We start from the raw sequence: 17,088 nt of genomic DNA, 5'->3' as shown, positions 1-17,088 counted from the left end.
TGCCTATCAGTGATCAGCCGGGCTGCACGCTGCTGGTCGGTATTGCAGGGCTTCGGCAATGTGTTGGCGACCGATCGTCTGTGTGTGCTCCAGGTCCGCCAGGGTGCGCGCGACTTTCAGCAGCCGGTGCGCGGCACGCAGGGACAGGGTCAGCCGCTCGCACGCGCTTTCCAGCCAGGCTTCATCGGGCTTGGACAGCGCGCAATGCTGGCGCAGCCCGGGCAAATCCAGGAACGCATTGGCGCAGCCCTGGCGATTTTGCTGGCGCTCCCGGGCCTGTGCCACCAGCGCTGACGCGGTGGCCGTGTTGTCGCCGGTTTGCGCCGCCGGGGTCAATGCGGTGGTCTCCCGGGCGACGGTCAGGTGCAGGTCGATGCGGTCCAGCAACGGCCCCGAGAGTCTGTTGCGATAGCGTTGGACCTGCTCCGGCGTACAGCGACAGCGCCCGCTGGGTTCGCCCATGTAGCCACAGGGGCAGGGGTTCATCGCGGCCACCAATTGAAAGCGCGCGGGGAAGCTCACCCGGTCGCGGGCGCGGGAAATGACGATGTGCCCCGATTCCAAGGGCTCGCGCAGAACCTCCAGCACCTTGCGATCAAACTCTGGCAACTCATCCAGAAACAATACGCCGTGATGGGCCAGGGTGATTTCCCCCGGTTGCGGCTTTGATCCGCCGCCGACCAAGGCCGGGCCTGACGCGGAATGGTGCGGCTGACGAAACGGTCGGTGCGGCCAATGGCTCAGGGGTGCCAGGCTGACCACGGATTGAATCGCCGCCACTTCCAACGCTTCCTGCTCGCTCAGTGGCGGCAACAAGCCGGGCAGGCGGCTGGCGAGCAAGGTCTTGCCGGTGCCGGGCGGCCCGCTGAACAGCAGGTTGTGGGCGCCCGCTGCCGCAATCAACAGCGCGCGCTTGGCAGCCAATTGGCCCTGAACTTCGCTCAAGTCCGGGTATGGCTTGTTCAAGTACAACAAGCCATCGGACTTGTAGGGTTCAATCGGTTGGTGCCCGTTCAGGTACGCAACGACCTGCAACAGGTGATCCACCGCAATCACCTTCAAGCCTGACGCCAGGCACGCTTCCTCGGCATTCGCCCTGGGCACTATGACGGTGCGCCCGGCCTTGCGCGCCGCCAATGCCGCTGGCAATACACCCTTCACCGCGCGCACCTCGCCGGACAGCGCCAGTTCGCCCAGGCATTCCACTTCATCGAGCATCAGCGCCGGCACCTGCACACTGGCGGCCAGGATGCCCAGGGCTATCGCCAGATCAAAACGCCCGCCGTCCTTGGGCAGGTCGGCGGGCGCGAGGTTGAGAGTGATGCGGCGGGATGGGTATTGCAGTGCGCTATTGAGGATGGCGCTGCGTACGCGGTCCTTGCTTTCCTTGACGGCGGTTTCGGGCAGGCCCACCAGGGTAAGTGATGGCAGACCATTGGCCATATGCACTTCGACGGTGACCGCCGGGGCTTCAACGCCGACCTGGGCGCGGCTGTGGACGATGGCGAGGGACATGATCGTTCCTTGAAATGGAGAGGCCGCTTCCTGCGGTTTTTCAAGGGTAGACGAGGTGGGGAAGAGCGAGGCGGGGGAGGTTTTACAGAACGTATCCGCGAGGCAGCACAGGGCAAATGTGGGAGCAGGCAAGCCAGCTCCCACATGGACCGTGTTTATTCAGCAGGTGGCGGCGTCAACCGCGCTTCCAGTTCGGCGACTTTCGCTTCCAGGCTCTCAAGCCGCGCACGGGTGCGGGCCAGTACGACCATCTGGCTGTCAAACTCTTCCCGGCTCACCAGGTCGAGCTTGCTGAAGCCGCTTTGCAGCAGCGCCTTGAACTGGCTTTCGATTTCAGTGCGGGGCAGCGGGGTGTCGCCGCTGAACAGGCGAGAGGCGTGGCCGCTCAGGGCGTCGAGGAGGTCTTTGGGCGCGAGCATGGGAAATATTCCGAGAAACTGTTGGCCGGCAGTGTATCACGCGGCGTCTATAGTCTTTTTTACCGCCGCCAGCGCACGATTTTCGCGCAACGTGCCGTACGGCGGCGCACTGTTTTTGTGCGCATTGCCGTCGCCAAAACACCCCATAGCTGGGCAAACGTGGGCAAAGGACTGATTTCAGTGATTTTTACGGAGCTGGCAAGGTTTCTGCTTAGACGATCATGACCCATGCACTGATGCAGTCGCTGTGACGAATGCAGTGCGCCGACGGATCAGGGGTACAGGTTTCGTCACCAGTGGATCGCTGGCGTCACAAAGGCAATTGCCTTCGCGACGACGCGTTACAAAGCCAGGCACTGCGCTTAGACTTGAGACGGGTTTGTTTTCCTGGGGCAAGTCCACCAATTCGGGAGAGAGTTTTCATGAAGCTAGTCACTGCCATCATCAAGCCGTTCAAGTTGGACGATGTACGCGAGTCGTTGTCCGAGATCGGCGTGCAGGGCATTACCGTCACTGAGGTCAAAGGCTTCGGTCGGCAGAAGGGTCACACCGAGCTGTATCGCGGCGCGGAATACGTGGTCGATTTCCTGCCGAAGGTGAAGATTGATGTCGCCATTGACGACAAGGATCTTGACCGGGTTATCGAGGCGATAACCAAGGCGGCCAACACCGGCAAGATCGGTGACGGCAAGATCTTCGTGGTCAATCTGGAACAGGCTATTCGCATCCGTACCGGCGAAACCGATACCGACGCAATCTAAGCCGCCAAACCCCAACGCCCCAGGAGAAAACAATATGACTCTGCGTAAATTCGCAGGGCTCGGAGCCCCTGTTGTCCATCGTAATGCCAAGCCTGGCCATGGCGGCAGACGAAGTGGCTGCTCCAGTCCTCAATTCCGGCGACACCGCCTGGATGCTGACGGCCACCGCTTTGGTGCTGTTCATGACCATCCCTGGCCTGGCGCTGTTCTACGGCGGCATGGTCCGCTCCAAGAATATTCTGTCGGTGATGATGCAGTGCTTCGCCATCACTGGCCTTATCAGCATTCTGTGGGTTTGTCTACGGCTACAGCATCGCGTTCGATACCACCGGTATGGAACAGGGTGTGGTCAACTTCAACTCCTTCTTCGGCGGCATGGGCAAGGCGTTCCTGGCGGGCGTGACCCCGGCCAGCATCACCGGGCCTGCGGCGCTGTTCCCGGAAGCGGTGTTCATCACCTTCCAGATGACTTTCGCCATCATCACCCCGGCCCTGATCGTCGGTGCCTTCGCCGAGCGCATGAAGTTCTCCGCGATGCTGATCTTCATGGCTATCTGGTTCACCCTGGTTTATGCGCCGATTGCGCACATGGTCTGGAGCGGCAACGGCGGCCTGATGTGGGACTGGGGTGTGCTGGACTTCGCCGGCGGCACCGTGGTGCACATCAACGCCGGTGTGGCTGGCCTGGTGGCGTGCATCGTGCTCGGCAAGCGCAAAGGCTTCCCGACCACCCCAATGGCACCGCACAACCTCGGTTACACCCTGATCGGTGCGGCCATGCTGTGGATCGGCTGGTTCGGCTTCAACGCCGGTTCCCGCCGCTGCAGCCAACGGCACCGCCGGCATGGCGATGCTGGTCACCCAGATCGCTACCGCTGCGGCGGCGCTGGGCTGGATGTTCGCCGAGTGGATCACCCACGGTAAGCCAAGCGCACTGGGCATTGCCTCGGGCGTGGTCGCCGGCCTGGTTGCAATCACGCCAGCTGCGGGCACCGTGGGCCCGATGGGCGCCCTGGTGATCGGCCTGGTGGCCGGTGTGATCTGCTTCTTCTGCGCCACCAGCCTCAAGCGCAAGCTGGGCTACGACGACTCCCTGGACGCATTCGGCGTGCACGGTATCGGCGGTATCGTCGGTGCGATCCTCACCGGTGTGTTCGCAGCCCCTGCATTGGGCGGCTTCGGCACCGTGACTGACGTGGCTGCACAGGTCTGGATCCAGTGCAAAGGCGTCGGCTTCACCGTGATCTACACGGCGATCGTGACCTACATCATCCTCAAGGTGCTGGACATGGTCATGGGCCTGCGGGTCACCGAAGAGGAAGAGGCTGTCGGCCTCGACCTGGCGCAACACAACGAACGCGGCTACAACTTGTAAGTATGCGAAAAAAAATGCCCGGCTTGCCGGGCATTTTTTTGTCTGGTGTTTGTGAGAGAGAGCACGCGACGTGCCCCCGCATGCGAATGTCTTACAGGCATGTAGGCGTATTCGGCACTTTGTTTTTTCCCAGAGCGCGCTAGAATGCGCGCCGATGGGCGCAAAACTGTATTTATCAGGGCGAGCAGCGTGATCATGACGCTGCTTGTAAAGTCCTCGCCATCTCTCGCGGTGATGAGGCATAAGCCACTGGTTATCCAGTGGATGTTGATTTTTTTCCGGCGGCCTCGACAGAGGATGAAGCTGGGCTATAACTAATCTGCTTTTCGCAAGTCATGAGGTAGAACATGAGCGACGATGATCTGGAAAACGATGACCTCGAAGTAGGTGACGACGACGAGACCGATGAAGGTCTTGACGCAGCAGCCGTTGACGACGGTGCCGACGAAGCCGAGGACAGTGGCGACGGCGACTCAGCACCCAAAGCCAAAGGCAAAGCCAAGGCTGCTGTTTCGGTAGACGAACTGCCGAGCGTTGAAGCCAAGAACAAAGAGCGCGATGCGTTGGCCCGTGCGATGGAAGAATTCCTCGCTAAAGGCGGCAAAGTGCAGGAAGTCGAGGCCAACGTGGTGGCTGATCCACCGAAGAAGCCGGATAACAAGTACGGCAGCCGACCTATCTGAGGTCAGCCACCTGCTTGTAGGAAAAAGCCCGCCGTCGCTGCGGGCTTTTTCATGTCTGGAACAAACTCATCAGGGCACAGCAATACCCTGTGGGAGCTGGCTTGCCTGCGATGGCGGTCTGTCAGTTAGCCCTGTGGTGCCTGGCCCACCGCTATCGCAGGCAAGCCAGCTCCCACATTGGGCCCGGTGTTAGTTCCAGCTTTTGAGGAGCGCTGGAAGTTCAGCCAAGTTGCGAATCTGTGCATCAGGGTTTTTTTCCCCATCCCACACCTTGCCCGCCGGGTTAAACCACACCGCCCGCAGCCCCGCCTGTTGCGCCCCGGCAATGTCATCCCCCGGATGATCACCAATATGCACCGCCGCACTGGCCTCCACGCCGCCGCGCTTCATCGCCTCCTGGAACAATCGCGCATCCGGCTTGGCGATGCCGATGTCTTCGGCGCGCAGGGCAAAGTGGAAGTAATCGGCCAGGCCGACGCGCTGCACATCGGCATTGCCGTTGGTGATCACGCCCAGCAGGAAGTGCTGGCGCAGCGCTTGCAACATCGGCACGGCTTCAGGGAACGGGGTGAGCTGATGGCGTGCATGGATGAAGGCTTCAAAGCACACATCGGCCATTTGCGTGGCCTCGGGTTGTGGATAACCGGCTTCTTCAAAGGCGTGGGTCAACACCCGCTGACGCAGGATACTGATGCGGTGTTTCAGCTCGGGATCGCGCTCCAGCACCTGCTGGCGCAGGTTGGCGAAATGCTCCAGCGGCAACTCGCCGACCTCTGGCGCATGGGTGGCCAGCCATTCGCGCATCGACGCTTCGGCGCTGATGATGACGGGTACGTTGTCCCAGAGCGTGTCGTCCAGGTCGAAGGTGATCAGCTTGATACTCATGAGTCGCCGCCCTTGATGCGTTTGGCCCGTGGATGGGCGCTGTCGTACACCGTTGCCAGGTGTTGGAAATCCAGATGGGTGTAGATCTGCGTGGTCTTGATGTCGGCATGGCCGAGCAGTTCCTGCACGGCGCGCAGGTCCTGGGACGACTCCAGCATATGGCTGGCAAACGAGTGCCGCAGCATGTGCGGGTGCAGGTTCTGTCCCAGCTCGCGCTCGCCGGCGGCCTTGACGCGTAACTGGATGGCGCGTGGCCCCAGGCGCCGGCCCTGCTGGCTGACAAACACCGCATCGTCAGCCGGGTTGGTCAGCAGCCGCAACGGCAGCCACAGCTGCAAGGCTTCCCGGGCTTTGCGGCCCACCGGCAGCACGCGGGTCTTGCTGCCCTTGCCGAGCACCTGCACCAGGCCGTCCGCCAGGTCCAGTTGATCCAGGTTCAGGCCGGTCAGCTCCGACAGGCGCAGGCCCGAGGAATAGAACAGCTCCAGGATCGCCTGGTCGCGATGGGCGAGGAAGTCGTCTTCGACCGCACCATCCAGCAGTTGCAGGGCGCGGTCGGTGTCGAGGGTCTTGGGCAGGCGCCGTTCGCCCTTGGGCGGTGACAGGCCGTTGGCCGGGTCGTGGTCGCACAGCCCTTCGCGATTGAGATAGTGATAGAGGCCGCGTACCGCCGACAGCAGGCGCGACAGGCTGGGCGAGGATTGACCGGCCTGGTGCAGGCGTGCGACCAGGCTGCGCAGGCTCTGGATATCCAGGGCTTTCCAGCTGCTGATCTGTTGTTTTTCGCAGAACGCCAGGACCTTGTTCAAGTCCCGTCGGTAGGCTTCCAGCGTATGGGGCGACACCTGGCGCTCGTTGCGCAGGTGAGCGCAATAAGCGTCCAGTTGCCGTTCCATGGCTAGCGCACCGCGCGCAGGGCGGTGGTGAACCGCGGCAGGACGCGGCCCAGCACTTCGGCGATGTAGGTCAGGAACAACGTGCCCACCGAGCTTTTGTAGTGCGCCGGATCACGGCTGGCGATGGCCAGCACGCCATGCAGGCCTTGATGGCTGAGGGCGACCACGGCGGTGGAGCCGATCTGCTGGCGCTGTTCGGCGCCAAAGAGGAAGTCCAGCTCGTGCTCGCGCAAGGTGCCGCTGATGGTCTTGCCTTCGGACAGCAGGCCACCAATGGCGGTTTGTGCGTCGCTGCCGCTGACCCAACGGCCCACCGGCATCGGGTTGTCGCTGAACAGGATCAGGCTGACAAAGGGCACCTGGAAATCCTGGCGCAGGCTGTCTTCCACGGCGATCACCGTTTCTTCCAGGCTGGTGGCATCCATCAGCGCGAGGATCAGGCGCCGGGTCTTCTCGAACAGGCGGTCGTTGTCGCGGGCCACGTCCATCAGGTGCGAGAGCTTGTGGCGCATTTCGATATTGCGCTCGCGCAGGATCTTCATCTGTCGCTCCACCAGCGACACGGTGTCGCCACGCTGGTGGGGGATGCGCAGGGCCGGCAGCAGTTCTTCGTGCTGGACGAAGAAGTCCGGATTAGCCTCAAGGTACGCCGCGACGGCAGCGGCCTCCAGACTGTCGCTCGGGGATGCTTGTGCGGGTACTTGAGGCTTATCGGTCATTGGCTGGGCTCACTCATAGACGGACCTGTCCTTCGTATACACGCGAGGCCGGCCCGGTCATCAGCACCGGGTGGCCTGGGCCTGCCCATTCGATGGACAGGCGTCCACCGGGCAGGTCGATCAACAGCGGCGAATCCATCCACCCCTGGCTGATCGCGGCCACGGCCGCGGCGCAAGCACCGGTGCCGCAAGCCTGGGTTTCGCCGGCGCCGCGTTCCCAGACGCGCAATTGCGCGCGGGAACGGTCGATCACCTGTAGGAAGCCTACGTTGACCCGCGCGGGAAAGCGCGGGTGGTGTTCGATCTTCGGCCCCAATTCATGCACGGGCGCGTTATTGATGTCGTTGACCCGCAGCACCGCATGGGGGTTGCCCATGGACACGGCGGCCAGGTCGACGATCTGGCCGTCGACATCCACCGCGTAGCTGGTTGCTTGCTCGGTGGCCTGGAACGGAATGTCCGCCGGCACCAGGCGTGGCGCGCCCATATTGACGCTGATCTGGCCGTCGCTGCGGATATCCAGCTCGATCACGCCGCTCTTGGTCTCGACGCGGATCTGCCGCTTGGCGGTCAGGCGCTTGTCCAGCACAAAGCGGGCGAAGCAGCGCGCACCGTTGCCGCACTGTTCCACTTCGGAACCGTCGGAGTTGAAGATCCGATAACGGAAATCCACCTCCGGGTTGCTCGGCGCCTCGACGATCAGCAACTGGTCGAAACCAATGCCGGTGTGCCGGTCACCCCATTGCTTGGCGTGCTTGGGCAGGATATGCGCGTGCTGGCTGACCAGGTCGAGGACCATGAAGTCATTGCCCAGCCCGTGCATCTTGGTAAAACGCAGCAGCATGGCTTACTCCGGCAGCAGGCTTTCGCCAGCATACAACTCGGCTACCGTCTCGCGGCGACGCACTTCAAACGCTTGATCACCGTCCACCAGCACCTCGGCGGTACGACCGCGGGTGTTGTAGTTGGAGCTCATGACAAACCCGTAGGCACCGGCCGAATGCACGGCCAGCAGATCGCCTTCTTCCAGGGCCAACTGACGATCCTTGGCCAGGAAGTCGCCGGTCTCGCAGATCGGGCCGACGATGTCGTAGGCGCGGGCTGCGCTGTCGCGCCGGCGCCACGGCGGTGACATTCATCCAGGCCTGGTACAGCGCCGGGCGGATCAGGTCGTTCATCGCCGCATCGACGATGGCGAAATCCTTGTGCTCGGTGTGCTTGAGGTACTCGACCTGGGTCAGCAGCACGCCGGCATTGGCGACGATGTAGCGGCCCGGCTCGAACATCAGCGTCAGGCCACGGCCTTCGATGCGCTCGCGCACGGCCTGGATGTAGTCGGCGATCAGCGGCGGCTCTTCGTCGCGATAACGCACACCCACGCCACCACCGAGGTCGATGTGGTGCAGGTAGATGCCGCATTCGCCGAGACGATCGACCAGCGCCAGCAGGCGGTCGAGGGCATCGATGAACGGTGGCAGGGTGGTCAGTTGCGAGCCGATGTGGCAATCGACGCCCAGTACTTCCAGGTTTGGCAGTTGGGCGGCGCGGATGTACACGTCCTCGGCGTCGGCAATGGCGATGCCGAACTTGTTCTCTTTGAGACCGGTGGAAATGTACGGGTGGGTGCCGGCATCGACGTCCGGGTTGACGCGCAGGGAGATCGGCGCGCGAACGCCCATCTCGGCGGCTACCACTTGCAGGCGCTCGAGTTCGTCGGTGGATTCGACGTTGAAGCAATGCACGCCGACTTCGAGGGCGCGGCGCATGTCTTCGCGGCTCTTGCCGACGCCGGAGAACACGATCTTGTCAGCCTGGCCGCCGGCGGCCAGCACACGTTCCAGCTCGCCACGGGAGACGATGTCGAAACCAGCGCCCAGACGCGCCAGGACATTCAGTACACCCAGGTTGGAGTTGGCCTTGACCGCGTAGCACACCAGGCTCGGCGTGCCTTCCAGCGCGTCGGCAAAGCTGCGGTATTGAGCTTCGATGTGCGCACGGGAGTACACATAGGTCGGGGTGCCAAAGCGCTGGGCAATCGCGGACAACGCCACGCCTTCCGCGAACAGCTCGCCGTCCCGGTAGTTAAAAGCGTCCATGGAGCTCCCTTATTCGTAGGTGTCGTGCTTATGCGCTTTGGATGGCTTTTGCGACGATTGCGCCTGTTCATTCGGGTCTTTGCTGTCATCGGGCAGGTACAGCGGGCCTTTTTGACCACAGGCACTAACGAGGCAAGCGACCGCGACGAGCGCAGCAAGGGAAGAGATCAGGCGCTTCATGGCGAAATCCTTGAATATGCATTAATTGCGCCCGAGTATACCGACCACCTGCCAGCTTGCCTATGCGCTGAAATACCCGTCCGACGGGGGTTTGCCGAGACGGCTGTGAAGCGGACTACGCTGGCTGGGGATATTTCATACCGCCAATCGCGATGGGATCGGTATCCTTTGCAATCGGCCGGGCTCGCCCGTATCGTGCGGCGCTTGAGCAAAACCAGACACTTTTGAGGTTGCCACAATGAGTTTGACCGAAGCCCGTTTTCACGACTTGGTGGATGCTACCCAGCAGGCGCTGGAAGATATTTTCGACGACAGCGGCCTGGACGTGGACCTGGAAAACTCGGCGGGCGTGCTGACCGTCAAATTCGAGACCGGCCAACAGCTGATCTTCAGCCGCCAGGAGCCTTTGCGCCAACTGTGGCTGGCGGCGCGTTCCGGTGGCGTGCACTTCGACTACGACGAAGAAAGTGGCAAATGGCAGTGCGACAAGAGCGAAGAGCTGTTGGGCGAAATGCTCGCGCGCCTGGTCCAGGAATACACCAGCGCCGAGCTGGATTTCGACGAGATCTGATCGTGACGCAGCCCACACCCGTACGCCCGCCCAAGCCGCTGTTCAGCAATGTCAGCCCGGCGGTGCCGTCACCTTGTATCAGTTTGTGTCGCCTGGACGAGGAGAAAGTCTGCCGCGGCTGCTTCCGCCACGTCGAAGACATCCGTGAATGGCGCTCTGCCGACGATGCCCGGCGCCGGGTGATCTGCGCCCAGGCCGAGCAACGCAGGGGCAGCGCCTGAGGTCGTCTTGTTTATTTGTGACGCTGTGGTAGTGTCCGGCTACGCCTCAACTCATCGAGGCCCGTGAGAACCCCGCCTTTTCCTGGCGGGGTTTTGCTTTTTTGTGCAGAAAAAAGGAGTCTGCCTGAATCATGACCACCGCACCGTCCATCATCCTCACCCGTCTTGACGTGCAGCGTCTGGAGCAACTGATCGACCGCCTGGGCGACGAGTCTCCTGGCGTCGAAGCGTTGCAAGCCGAACTCGACCGCGCCGAAGACGTGGTTGGCCACGATGAAGTGCCTGCGGGTGTCGTGACCATGAACTCCAGCGTGCATTGCCGTGAACAAGGCAGCGGCAAGGACTACCACCTGACCCTGGTCTACCCGAAACACGCGAATGCCGATGAAGGCAAGATCTCGATCCTCGCGCCGGTGGGCAGCGCGTTGCTCGGCCTGCAAGTGGGCCAGCACATCGATTGGCCAGCACCGGGTGGCAAGACCCTCAAGCTGGAGTTGCTCAGTGTTGAAGGCCAGCCTAAAGATGGCGGCCCTTTCCCGCTCTAAACCTGGTTCAGCGCCGCGTTGAGCGACAGCTCCAACTCGGCCTTGTAGCGCAAGTACAGGTTGCTCGGGCTTTGCCCATCGCCGAGCAGGCCTGACAGGTCCAGATCCGTGATGTAGCAGCGGTAGCGCTCGGTTTCCCGGCGCTGCCCGATGATCTCCTGGGCGACCACGGCAAATAGCTGGTCGCCAAATTCCAGCTCGCAGAACTCCCGCTGATTGCAGTACAGGGTCACGCCCACCTGGCCAGGCGCGGCCTTGCCGATAATCGCCTGCACGTCATAAAACGGTTTGTTCGCCGAGTTCTGCGGAGCCGGTCGAGGCTCGACGGTGCGCGCGCGGTTGCTGCCCGATGGCAACAGTTGGTAGTACAAGACCTGCACTTCACCCAAGGGTTGTTGGGTGTCCAGCGGTGCCAGTGCTTCGCGGCGGAAGAGGATCGATTGCAGGAAACGCTGCAACGGTGCCAGCAGGCTCTGCTCATCATGGAACGGCAAGCGCTGCTGCCAGAGCGCATTGAACTCATCCAGCACATACAACTCGGCCACGCCTTCGTTGATCCGGTAGAACACCTGCACGCAATCGGCCATGCCCATGGGCAGCAGCAAGGCCAGGTCGTGGTCTTCCAGGGCCATGGCGTCCAGGTGCAGCGGGCTGTAGCTCGCCAGCTCTTCGCTGAGGTAGGTGATCAGCGCGTCCTGGGTCGGCAGCGGTACGTGAGTGGCCTGGCCGGGAACCAGTTCCATCACGTGGTAGTGCTGCTGCACCTGCAACAGGTAGCGGTGGTTGCCCTGGCCGAGCAGCAGGTTCTGCGCGGTGTCGAAGATTTCTTCGACGCGCTGGGCAATGAACTGCGCACGGTTGTGGCAGAAACAACGCACCCGCAGGTGCGGCAGGTGGTCCGAGGGCAGTTGGTTGAGGTAGTCGCGCAGGCAATCGAGCAGGGCGTGGGGGCCGTCGTAGCGGCTGACCAGCACTTCGTTCCAGCTATTGAGCGTGACCTGGTCCAGGGTCAGCACCAGGTTGTCGCGCACCCCGGCGTAGCTCAAGGAGTCGGTGCGCTCGGTGGTCATCAGGATGTTCAAGTCACGGTGATGCTTGAGCGGGTCGACGCCGACGTTGATCAGCAACAACACTTCTTCCGGCACCGCCGAGCGCAGCAGGCGTTCTTCATCGACGCTGGCCAGAGGCAGGGCGATGCTCTGTTGCAGGCTGCCCAGCAGGTTGAACAGCTCGAATTCGGTCATGTCGCTGATGCCTGGGTGCAAGGCCAGGCGGGTGCTGCTGTCGATCACGCCGTTGCGATGGCACCAGGTGAGCATTTCCAGCAGGTCGCGGCTGCGCTTGATCGGCGCGAAGTGTTCGGACTCCTGGGCCGTCAGGTTGCCGTTGTACAGGCCCCAGTAATGCTGGCCGGGTTCCTTGCGGTTGGGCGACTGCACCAGGGTCAGGGTGTCTTCGGCCAGGTCCGGGGCGATGCCGGGGTTGATGAACTCGACTTTGCCGGCCTTGCGCTCAAAGGCCGCATACAGGCGGCGGCCCAGCACATTGAGGTCGCGCTTGTTGACCAGGCTGGCGGTTTGTTCGGTGCGGGCGAACTGGGTGAGGAAGCGGTAGCTGTAGTTCAGCTCGCTGACCAGGGCGCGGCGTTCGGAGGCGACCTGGCGCACTTTCCATTGGCTGCGGCTGTCCAGCAGGGCCAGTTGGCGCTGGTCCCAGCCCCATTCCTGGGCCAGGCGCTCCAGCAGCAGACGTTGCCAGCTGGTGGTGCGCTGGCCAGCGCTGAGCTTGCGGTTGACCTTGAGGTACAGGGCGCGCCGGACCAGTTCCAGGCGCTCGGGTTCGTTGCGCGCCTTGAGGTATTCCTCGATGCGGCGGTAGACCACGATGTACGGGTCGAGCTCATCCAGGTCCATTTGGTTGGCGAACACCGCCCGCTTGAAGCGCAGGCTCAGGCAGTGCACGCGGGGGTGTTCGCTGGCGTAGACCTCAGTCAGCAGCAGCTTGAGCACGGACTTGTAGGGCGATTCGATGCCCTTGAACAGTTGCCACAGCCCGGCGCCGATGAATTCCCCGGGAGGAATGCGCGCCAGGTGCCCCAGGTCGAGGGTTTCATCGGCGCGGATAAACCGCTTGGAGATCAACGTGTGGGTGAACTCGGCGTAGCGGGCTTCTTCGTACACCGGCACCAGCCACCAGATCGGCGTGCGCCCGGCGAGCCAGATGGCGGTGCGGTAGAACTCGTCCAGCAGCAGGTAATGCTGGGTGGTGCCGCAGTCGTCGGAACTGAGCTGGGCGTCGCGTTCCCCGAGCACAAATCGGGTCGGCTCGATCAGGAAAAAATGCGCCTCGGCGCCCATGCTCAGGGCCCAGGTTTCCAGGAGCTGGCATTTCTTGCGCAGCTCGGCCAGTTCGTGTTCGCCGAGGTCCGGCGCGTGGCACACCCACACGTCCATATCGCTCTGGTCGGCCTGGGCCAGGGTGCCGAGGCTGCCCATCAGGAACAGGCCGTGGATGGGTTGCGGTGGGTTGCCATGACGCGGCTTGTAGGAAAACGAACGGGTCAGGCGCTGGGCTTCGGTCAGGGCCTGGGTGTCGGGTTCGAAATTCGACAGCCCGGCGGGCGTGCTGCCGGAGACATAGCCGGGCAACAGCGGGTGATTGACGTGAAAGAACAGCGGCAGCAGGGTCAATACGCTTTGTTGGCGTGGGGTCAGCCCTTCGACGGCCCGGGCCATGCGGCCTGCGTTGAGGGCCATGAACCGCGCGCGCAGCTGGGCCAGCACCTTGCGGTCGATGCCTTCGTCCAGGTCTGGGCGGATTTCGTGGGTGCGGGTCATGTCGGACTCGGTGGCGCGCAGGGCCCGACGTGGGCGGCCGTGTTGGAGTTTACAGCCAGTAGCGTAGGAGGTTTAGAAGGTAATCGGTTTTTGGCGCCAGAACTTTAACCCGTTCACAGCAACGCCCCCGGAATCCGCATTGGGCGGACTCCATGGGCGGGATCAGGTATCAGGCGGCTTCTTTGGTGCTGGCAGTGGTCAGGATGGTCAGCAGGGTTTGGGCCTGCTCTGCAGCGTCACGACCCAGGCTGGTCAGGTAGCCGCCGTCCGGTTGGTCGATCAGACCTTTCGCGTGGAGGCGCTTGGCAGCGGCGATAGCAGTGGGGGCGGCGGTCTGGTGGACTTTCAGACCTTCCTTGGTGCTGTCTAATGGGAAGAGTACAAGGATTTCCAGTTCGGCAACCAACTCAGGGGTATACGACATACGGACTCCAGACTTTCTAAGAATTTATTAGAGGCTAGCAGGCCATAAGGTGAACGCACTTTGCCGAACTGTCCAGTGTGTTGCCGCGTGTTGGATTTATTGCTTTTCGGGCGGCAGTTCCGGCAGGGCGCGCAGCGCAGTTTCATACCATTCGGTATTGAACGCGCGGTCCTCTTCCAGCAGTGCGTCGATCTCGACGGCAAGCACGTGGGCCATCAGTTGCAGGATCTCTTCACGCTCGTAGCCGACCAGGGTCAGCTTGTTGAAGGTGGCCTTGGCGGCAGGCGGGTTTTCGCTCTCGATCTGGTTTTCGATGGCTTCGATCAGGGTGGTTTCGGCGAATTCTTCTTCGTCGTTGTCGATATCGGTCGGCTCGCTCATGGCAGGCTCCTCAAGGAAAGGACGCCAGTCTACCCCCATTCAGGCAGGTGATGCTGCTGGTCAGGCGGGGCCTTCGGATCTATAACTCATGCAGCCAACCCCACACTCGGCCTGGAGGCAGTCGCAATGCTCAAGCTCTACGGATTTTCGGTCAGCAACTACTACAACATGGTCAAGCTGGCGCTGCTGGAGAAGGGCCTGCCGTTTGAAGAGGTGCCTTTCTATGCGGGCCAGACGCCTGAAGCCCTGGCCGTGAGCCCCCGAGGCAAGGTGCCCGTGCTGGGGGTCAAACAGGGTTTTATCAACGAGACCAGCGTGATCCTCGAATACATCGAGCAAACCCAGGAAGGTCCGGCGCTGCTGCCGGCGGACCCGTTCCAGCGTGCCCAGGTGCTGGCGCTGTGCCGGGAAATCGAGCTGTACATCGAATTGCCCGCCCGCGCGTGTTTCGCCGAGGCGTTTTTTGGCATGCCGGTACCGGAGGCGATCAAGGACAAATCCAAGGCCGAGCTGTTGCTGGGGATGGGGTCTCTCGGTCGGCACGGCAAGTTCGCGCCTTATGTGGCGGGGGAGAGCTTCACGATTGCGGATCTGTATTTCATGTACAGCGTGAACCTCGCCTGCGGGGTGGGCGAGAAGCTGTTTGGCGTGGATTTGCTGGCGCAGATGCCGGCGGCCAAGGCGTTGCTGGACAAGTTGCATGCACTGCCCAATGCGCAGAGGGTTGCGGCGGACAGGGAAGCGGCGATGCCGGCGTTTATGGCGATGATTGCTGCCAAGAAGTAGATGTTGGGTGCCTGGGAGGTCGTCATCGCGGGCAAGCCCGCTCCCACAGTTGACCGAGTTGTCTTGACGACCCGGGTCTCCTGTGGGAGCTGGCTTGCCTGCGATGCTTTTAGCGGCTAGCGAGTAGGGCCAGGCCACGCACAACGGCAGCCTTCACCTGCGCCGGCGCAGTCCCGCCGATATGGTCACGCGCATTCACCGAACCTTCCAGCGTCAGCACGGCAAACACGTCCTGCTCGATCTGGTCGCTGAACTGGCGCAGTTCTTCCAGGCTCATTTCCGCCAGGTCCTTGCCGGTGTCCACGCCGTACTTCACGGCGTGACCGACGATTTCGTGGCAGTCACGGAACGGCAGGCCACGGCGCACCAGGTAGTCCGCCAGGTCGGTCGCGGTGGAGAACCCGCGCAGCGCCGCTTCACGCATGATCGCGTGCTTGGGCTTGATCGCCGGGATCATGTCGGCAAACGCGCGCAGCGAGTCGCGCAGGGTGTCGGCGGCGTCGAACAGCGGCTCCTTGTCTTCCTGGTTGTCCTTGTTATAGGCCAGGGGTTGGCCTTTCATCAGGGTCAGCAGGCCCATCAGCGCGCCGAACACGCGACCGCTCTTGCCACGTACCAGCTCAGGTACGTCGGGGTTTTTCTTTTGCGGCATGATCGAGCTGCCGGTGCAGAAGCGGTCCGGCAGGTCGATGAACTGGAATTGCGCGCTGGTCCACAGCACCAGCTCTTCGGAGAAGCGCGACAGGTGCATCATCGCGATGCTGGCGGCGGCGCAGAATTCGATGGCGAAGTCACGGTCGGACACGCCGTCCAGGGAGTTGCCGCCGACGGTGTCGAAGCCCAGCAGTTGCGCGGTGTATTCACGGTCGATCGGGTACGTGGTGCCGGCCAGTGCGGCGCTGCCGAGCGGCATGCGGTTGGCGCGCTTGCGGCAATCCACCAGGCGCTCGTAGTCGCGGCTGAGCATTTCGAACCAGGCCAGCAGGTGGTGGCCGAAGGTCACGGGCTGTGCGGTTTGCAGGTGGGTGAAGCCGGGCATGATGGTGCCGGATTCACGCTCGGCCTGTTCCAGCAGGCCTTGTTGCAGGCGGGTGATTTCGGCCAGGATCAGGTCGATCTCATCACGAATCCACAGGCGGATATCGGTCGCGACCTGGTCGTTACGGCTACGCCCGGTGTGCAGTTTCTTGCCGGTCACACCGATACGGTCGGTGAGGCGGGCCTCGATATTCATGTGCACGTCTTCCAGGTCGACGCGCCAGTCGAACGTGCCGGCTTCGATCTCACCGCGGATGGTGGTCAGGCCATCGATGATGCTGTCGCGCTCGGCGTCGGTCAGCACGCCGACCTTGGCCAGCATCGTGGCGTGGGCGATCGAGCCCATGATGTCGTGGCGGTACAGGCGCTGGTCGAAGGTGACGGAGGCGGTGAAGCGGGCGACGAAGGCGTCGACGGGTTCACTGAAGCGGCCGCCCCAGGACTGGTTGGTCTTGTCGGTGCTCATGGATTCGCTCGTGATCTGCTTTAAAGAGGCTTGGAGGTGTGCCGGCGATAATAACAGGGTTGCCCGTGGAGGCGGTGCTACGGGTGGTCGGCATTTTTATTTGCACGAAGGATGGCAAAGTGCCTTGCCGCCGGACGCGTCCGGGAAGAGACTGGACTCGGGTGTTTATTGAAACGATATTTGACGATAGAGCAATGTCGTCGCAGTGAGCGTCTACAGTTGCACTGATAGAGCGTGAATGCACCAAAGCCGGGTGATGCGGTCAGAGCCCAGGCTATTCATTCAGAAGG

General features: G+C 62.3%; 17 protein-coding genes and 2 pseudogenes. 7 read left to right on the top strand and 12 right to left on the bottom strand.

Annotation, left to right across the window (positions count from 1 at the left end):
• Positions 1 to 6 precede the first annotated feature (6 nt).
• Together PSH87_RS27635 and PSH87_RS27630 are read right to left on the bottom strand one after the other, a co-directional pair.
• Positions 7 to 1,515, bottom strand: a complete 1,509-nt coding sequence (locus PSH87_RS27635) for a YifB family Mg chelatase-like AAA ATPase (RefSeq protein ID WP_305431820.1) — start codon at positions 1,513 to 1,515, stop codon at positions 7 to 9.
• A 155-nt stretch (positions 1,516 to 1,670) separates the two neighbouring features.
• Positions 1,671 to 1,934, bottom strand: coding sequence for an accessory factor UbiK family protein (locus PSH87_RS27630; RefSeq protein WP_017736994.1), 264 nt, complete (start codon positions 1,932 to 1,934; stop codon positions 1,671 to 1,673).
• A gap of 422 nt (positions 1,935 to 2,356) precedes the next feature.
• Here PSH87_RS27630 and glnK point away from each other — a divergent pair, with 422 nt between their 5' ends.
• The 3 genes and pseudogenes from glnK to sutA all read left to right on the top strand — a co-directional run bounded on the left by glnK (position 2,357) and on the right by sutA (position 4,753).
• Positions 2,357 to 2,695 (top strand): P-II family nitrogen regulator, encoded by a 339-nt coding sequence (glnK, locus tag PSH87_RS27625; RefSeq protein ID WP_002555808.1) that lies wholly within the window; start codon positions 2,357 to 2,359, stop codon positions 2,693 to 2,695.
• 34 nt (positions 2,696 to 2,729) lie between these two features.
• Positions 2,730 to 4,070: pseudogene (locus tag PSH87_RS27620) on the top strand (ammonium transporter).
• Between the two features lie 347 nt (positions 4,071 to 4,417).
• On the top strand, positions 4,418 to 4,753 hold the full coding sequence (gene sutA, locus PSH87_RS27615) for a transcriptional regulator SutA (RefSeq protein WP_305431817.1): 336 nt from the start codon (positions 4,418 to 4,420) through the stop codon (positions 4,751 to 4,753).
• A gap of 189 nt (positions 4,754 to 4,942) precedes the next feature.
• Here the strand turns inward: sutA and PSH87_RS27610 are convergent, their stop codons facing one another.
• The 6 genes and pseudogenes from PSH87_RS27610 to PSH87_RS27585 all read right to left on the bottom strand — a co-directional run bounded on the left by PSH87_RS27610 (position 4,943) and on the right by PSH87_RS27585 (position 9,529).
• On the bottom strand, positions 4,943 to 5,638 hold the full coding sequence (locus PSH87_RS27610) for an HAD family hydrolase (protein WP_305431816.1): 696 nt from the start codon (positions 5,636 to 5,638) through the stop codon (positions 4,943 to 4,945).
• Positions 5,635 to 6,534 carry a tyrosine recombinase XerC gene (gene xerC, locus PSH87_RS27605; RefSeq protein ID WP_207040362.1) on the bottom strand — a complete coding sequence of 300 codons (900 nt, stop codon included), beginning with the start codon at positions 6,532 to 6,534 and terminating at the stop codon, positions 5,635 to 5,637. The genes PSH87_RS27610 and xerC overlap by 4 nt, the downstream gene beginning before the upstream one ends.
• Before the next feature lie 2 nt (positions 6,535 to 6,536).
• Complete coding sequence (locus PSH87_RS27600; protein WP_017736988.1) at positions 6,537 to 7,253, bottom strand: DUF484 family protein; 717 nt, start codon at positions 7,251 to 7,253, stop codon at positions 6,537 to 6,539.
• Between the two features lie 13 nt (positions 7,254 to 7,266).
• Positions 7,267 to 8,097 carry a diaminopimelate epimerase gene (gene dapF / locus PSH87_RS27595; RefSeq protein ID WP_017736987.1) on the bottom strand — a complete coding sequence of 277 codons (831 nt, stop codon included), beginning with the start codon at positions 8,095 to 8,097 and terminating at the stop codon, positions 7,267 to 7,269.
• Positions 8,098 to 8,100: 3 nt separating this feature from the next.
• Positions 8,101 to 9,349, bottom strand: a pseudogene (lysA, locus tag PSH87_RS27590) (diaminopimelate decarboxylase).
• 9 nt (positions 9,350 to 9,358) lie between these two features.
• Positions 9,359 to 9,529, bottom strand: coding sequence for a lipoprotein (locus PSH87_RS27585; RefSeq protein ID WP_010207449.1), 171 nt, complete (start codon positions 9,527 to 9,529; stop codon positions 9,359 to 9,361).
• Positions 9,530 to 9,767: 238 nt separating this feature from the next.
• Between PSH87_RS27585 and cyaY the strand changes: the two genes are divergently transcribed.
• From cyaY to rnk, 3 genes are all read left to right on the top strand, one after another.
• Positions 9,768 to 10,100: an iron donor protein CyaY gene (gene cyaY, locus PSH87_RS27580; protein WP_017736985.1), complete on the top strand. Its 333-nt coding sequence runs from the start codon at positions 9,768 to 9,770 to the stop codon at positions 10,098 to 10,100.
• A gap of 2 nt (positions 10,101 to 10,102) precedes the next feature.
• Positions 10,103 to 10,321, top strand: coding sequence for a DUF1289 domain-containing protein (locus tag PSH87_RS27575; RefSeq protein WP_026136813.1), 219 nt, complete (start codon positions 10,103 to 10,105; stop codon positions 10,319 to 10,321).
• Between the two features lie 131 nt (positions 10,322 to 10,452).
• On the top strand, positions 10,453 to 10,866 hold the full coding sequence (gene rnk / locus PSH87_RS27570) for a nucleoside diphosphate kinase regulator (RefSeq protein ID WP_017736984.1): 414 nt from the start codon (positions 10,453 to 10,455) through the stop codon (positions 10,864 to 10,866).
• On the opposite strand, the gene PSH87_RS27565 is transcribed toward rnk, so the two are convergent.
• The 3 genes from PSH87_RS27565 to PSH87_RS27555 form a co-directional block, all read right to left on the bottom strand.
• Entirely contained in the window at positions 10,863 to 13,703 is a 2,841-nt protein-coding gene (locus PSH87_RS27565) for a class I adenylate cyclase (RefSeq protein WP_305431812.1), read from the bottom strand. The two genes, rnk and PSH87_RS27565, sit on opposite strands and share 4 nt — an antisense overlap.
• A 169-nt stretch (positions 13,704 to 13,872) precedes the next feature.
• On the bottom strand, positions 13,873 to 14,127 hold the full coding sequence (locus tag PSH87_RS27560) for a TIGR02647 family protein (RefSeq protein ID WP_003195403.1): 255 nt from the start codon (positions 14,125 to 14,127) through the stop codon (positions 13,873 to 13,875).
• Positions 14,128 to 14,223: 96 nt separating this feature from the next.
• Positions 14,224 to 14,508: a hypothetical protein gene (locus tag PSH87_RS27555; RefSeq protein ID WP_010207441.1), complete on the bottom strand. Its 285-nt coding sequence runs from the start codon at positions 14,506 to 14,508 to the stop codon at positions 14,224 to 14,226.
• A gap of 126 nt (positions 14,509 to 14,634) precedes the next feature.
• Between PSH87_RS27555 and PSH87_RS27550 the strand changes: the two genes are divergently transcribed.
• On the top strand, positions 14,635 to 15,294 hold the full coding sequence (locus PSH87_RS27550) for a glutathione S-transferase family protein (RefSeq protein WP_305431811.1): 660 nt from the start codon (positions 14,635 to 14,637) through the stop codon (positions 15,292 to 15,294).
• A 109-nt stretch (positions 15,295 to 15,403) separates the two neighbouring features.
• Here PSH87_RS27550 and argH read toward each other — a convergent pair whose 3' ends face one another.
• A complete protein-coding gene (gene argH / locus PSH87_RS27545) occupies positions 15,404 to 16,798 on the bottom strand; it encodes an argininosuccinate lyase (protein ID WP_305431810.1) in 1,395 nt (464 codons plus the stop codon).
• Positions 16,799 to 17,088: the final 290 nt, after the last annotated feature.

Source organism: Pseudomonas sp. FP453, assembly GCF_030687495.1.
In the GTDB taxonomy this organism is placed as follows: Bacteria; Pseudomonadota; Gammaproteobacteria; order Pseudomonadales; family Pseudomonadaceae; genus Aquipseudomonas.
Note: the sequence above shows the minus strand (reverse complement) of the source record. Positions and strands in the feature narration are given on the sequence as shown.

Coding starts and splice junctions, on each gene's coding strand:
- PSH87_RS27560 (WP_003195403.1), bottom strand. CDS start 14,127: ATGTCGTATACCCCTGAGTTGGTTGCCGAACTGGAAATCCTTGTACTC.
- rnk (WP_017736984.1), top strand. CDS start 10,453: ATGACCACCGCACCGTCCATCATCCTCACCCGTCTTGACGTGCAGCGT.
- cyaY (WP_017736985.1), top strand. CDS start 9,768: ATGAGTTTGACCGAAGCCCGTTTTCACGACTTGGTGGATGCTACCCAG.
- PSH87_RS27630 (WP_017736994.1), bottom strand. CDS start 1,934: ATGCTCGCGCCCAAAGACCTCCTCGACGCCCTGAGCGGCCACGCCTCT.
- PSH87_RS27600 (WP_017736988.1), bottom strand. CDS start 7,253: ATGACCGATAAGCCTCAAGTACCCGCACAAGCATCCCCGAGCGACAGT.
- glnK (WP_002555808.1), top strand. CDS start 2,357: ATGAAGCTAGTCACTGCCATCATCAAGCCGTTCAAGTTGGACGATGTA.
- PSH87_RS27585 (WP_010207449.1), bottom strand. CDS start 9,529: ATGAAGCGCCTGATCTCTTCCCTTGCTGCGCTCGTCGCGGTCGCTTGC.
- argH (WP_305431810.1), bottom strand. CDS start 16,798: ATGAGCACCGACAAGACCAACCAGTCCTGGGGCGGCCGCTTCAGTGAA.
- PSH87_RS27550 (WP_305431811.1), top strand. CDS start 14,635: ATGCTCAAGCTCTACGGATTTTCGGTCAGCAACTACTACAACATGGTC.
- PSH87_RS27555 (WP_010207441.1), bottom strand. CDS start 14,508: ATGAGCGAGCCGACCGATATCGACAACGACGAAGAAGAATTCGCCGAA.
- dapF (WP_017736987.1), bottom strand. CDS start 8,097: ATGCTGCTGCGTTTTACCAAGATGCACGGGCTGGGCAATGACTTCATG.
- xerC (WP_207040362.1), bottom strand. CDS start 6,534: ATGGAACGGCAACTGGACGCTTATTGCGCTCACCTGCGCAACGAGCGC.
- PSH87_RS27610 (WP_305431816.1), bottom strand. CDS start 5,638: ATGAGTATCAAGCTGATCACCTTCGACCTGGACGACACGCTCTGGGAC.
- PSH87_RS27635 (WP_305431820.1), bottom strand. CDS start 1,515: ATGTCCCTCGCCATCGTCCACAGCCGCGCCCAGGTCGGCGTTGAAGCC.
- sutA (WP_305431817.1), top strand. CDS start 4,418: ATGAGCGACGATGATCTGGAAAACGATGACCTCGAAGTAGGTGACGAC.
- PSH87_RS27565 (WP_305431812.1), bottom strand. CDS start 13,703: ATGACCCGCACCCACGAAATCCGCCCAGACCTGGACGAAGGCATCGAC.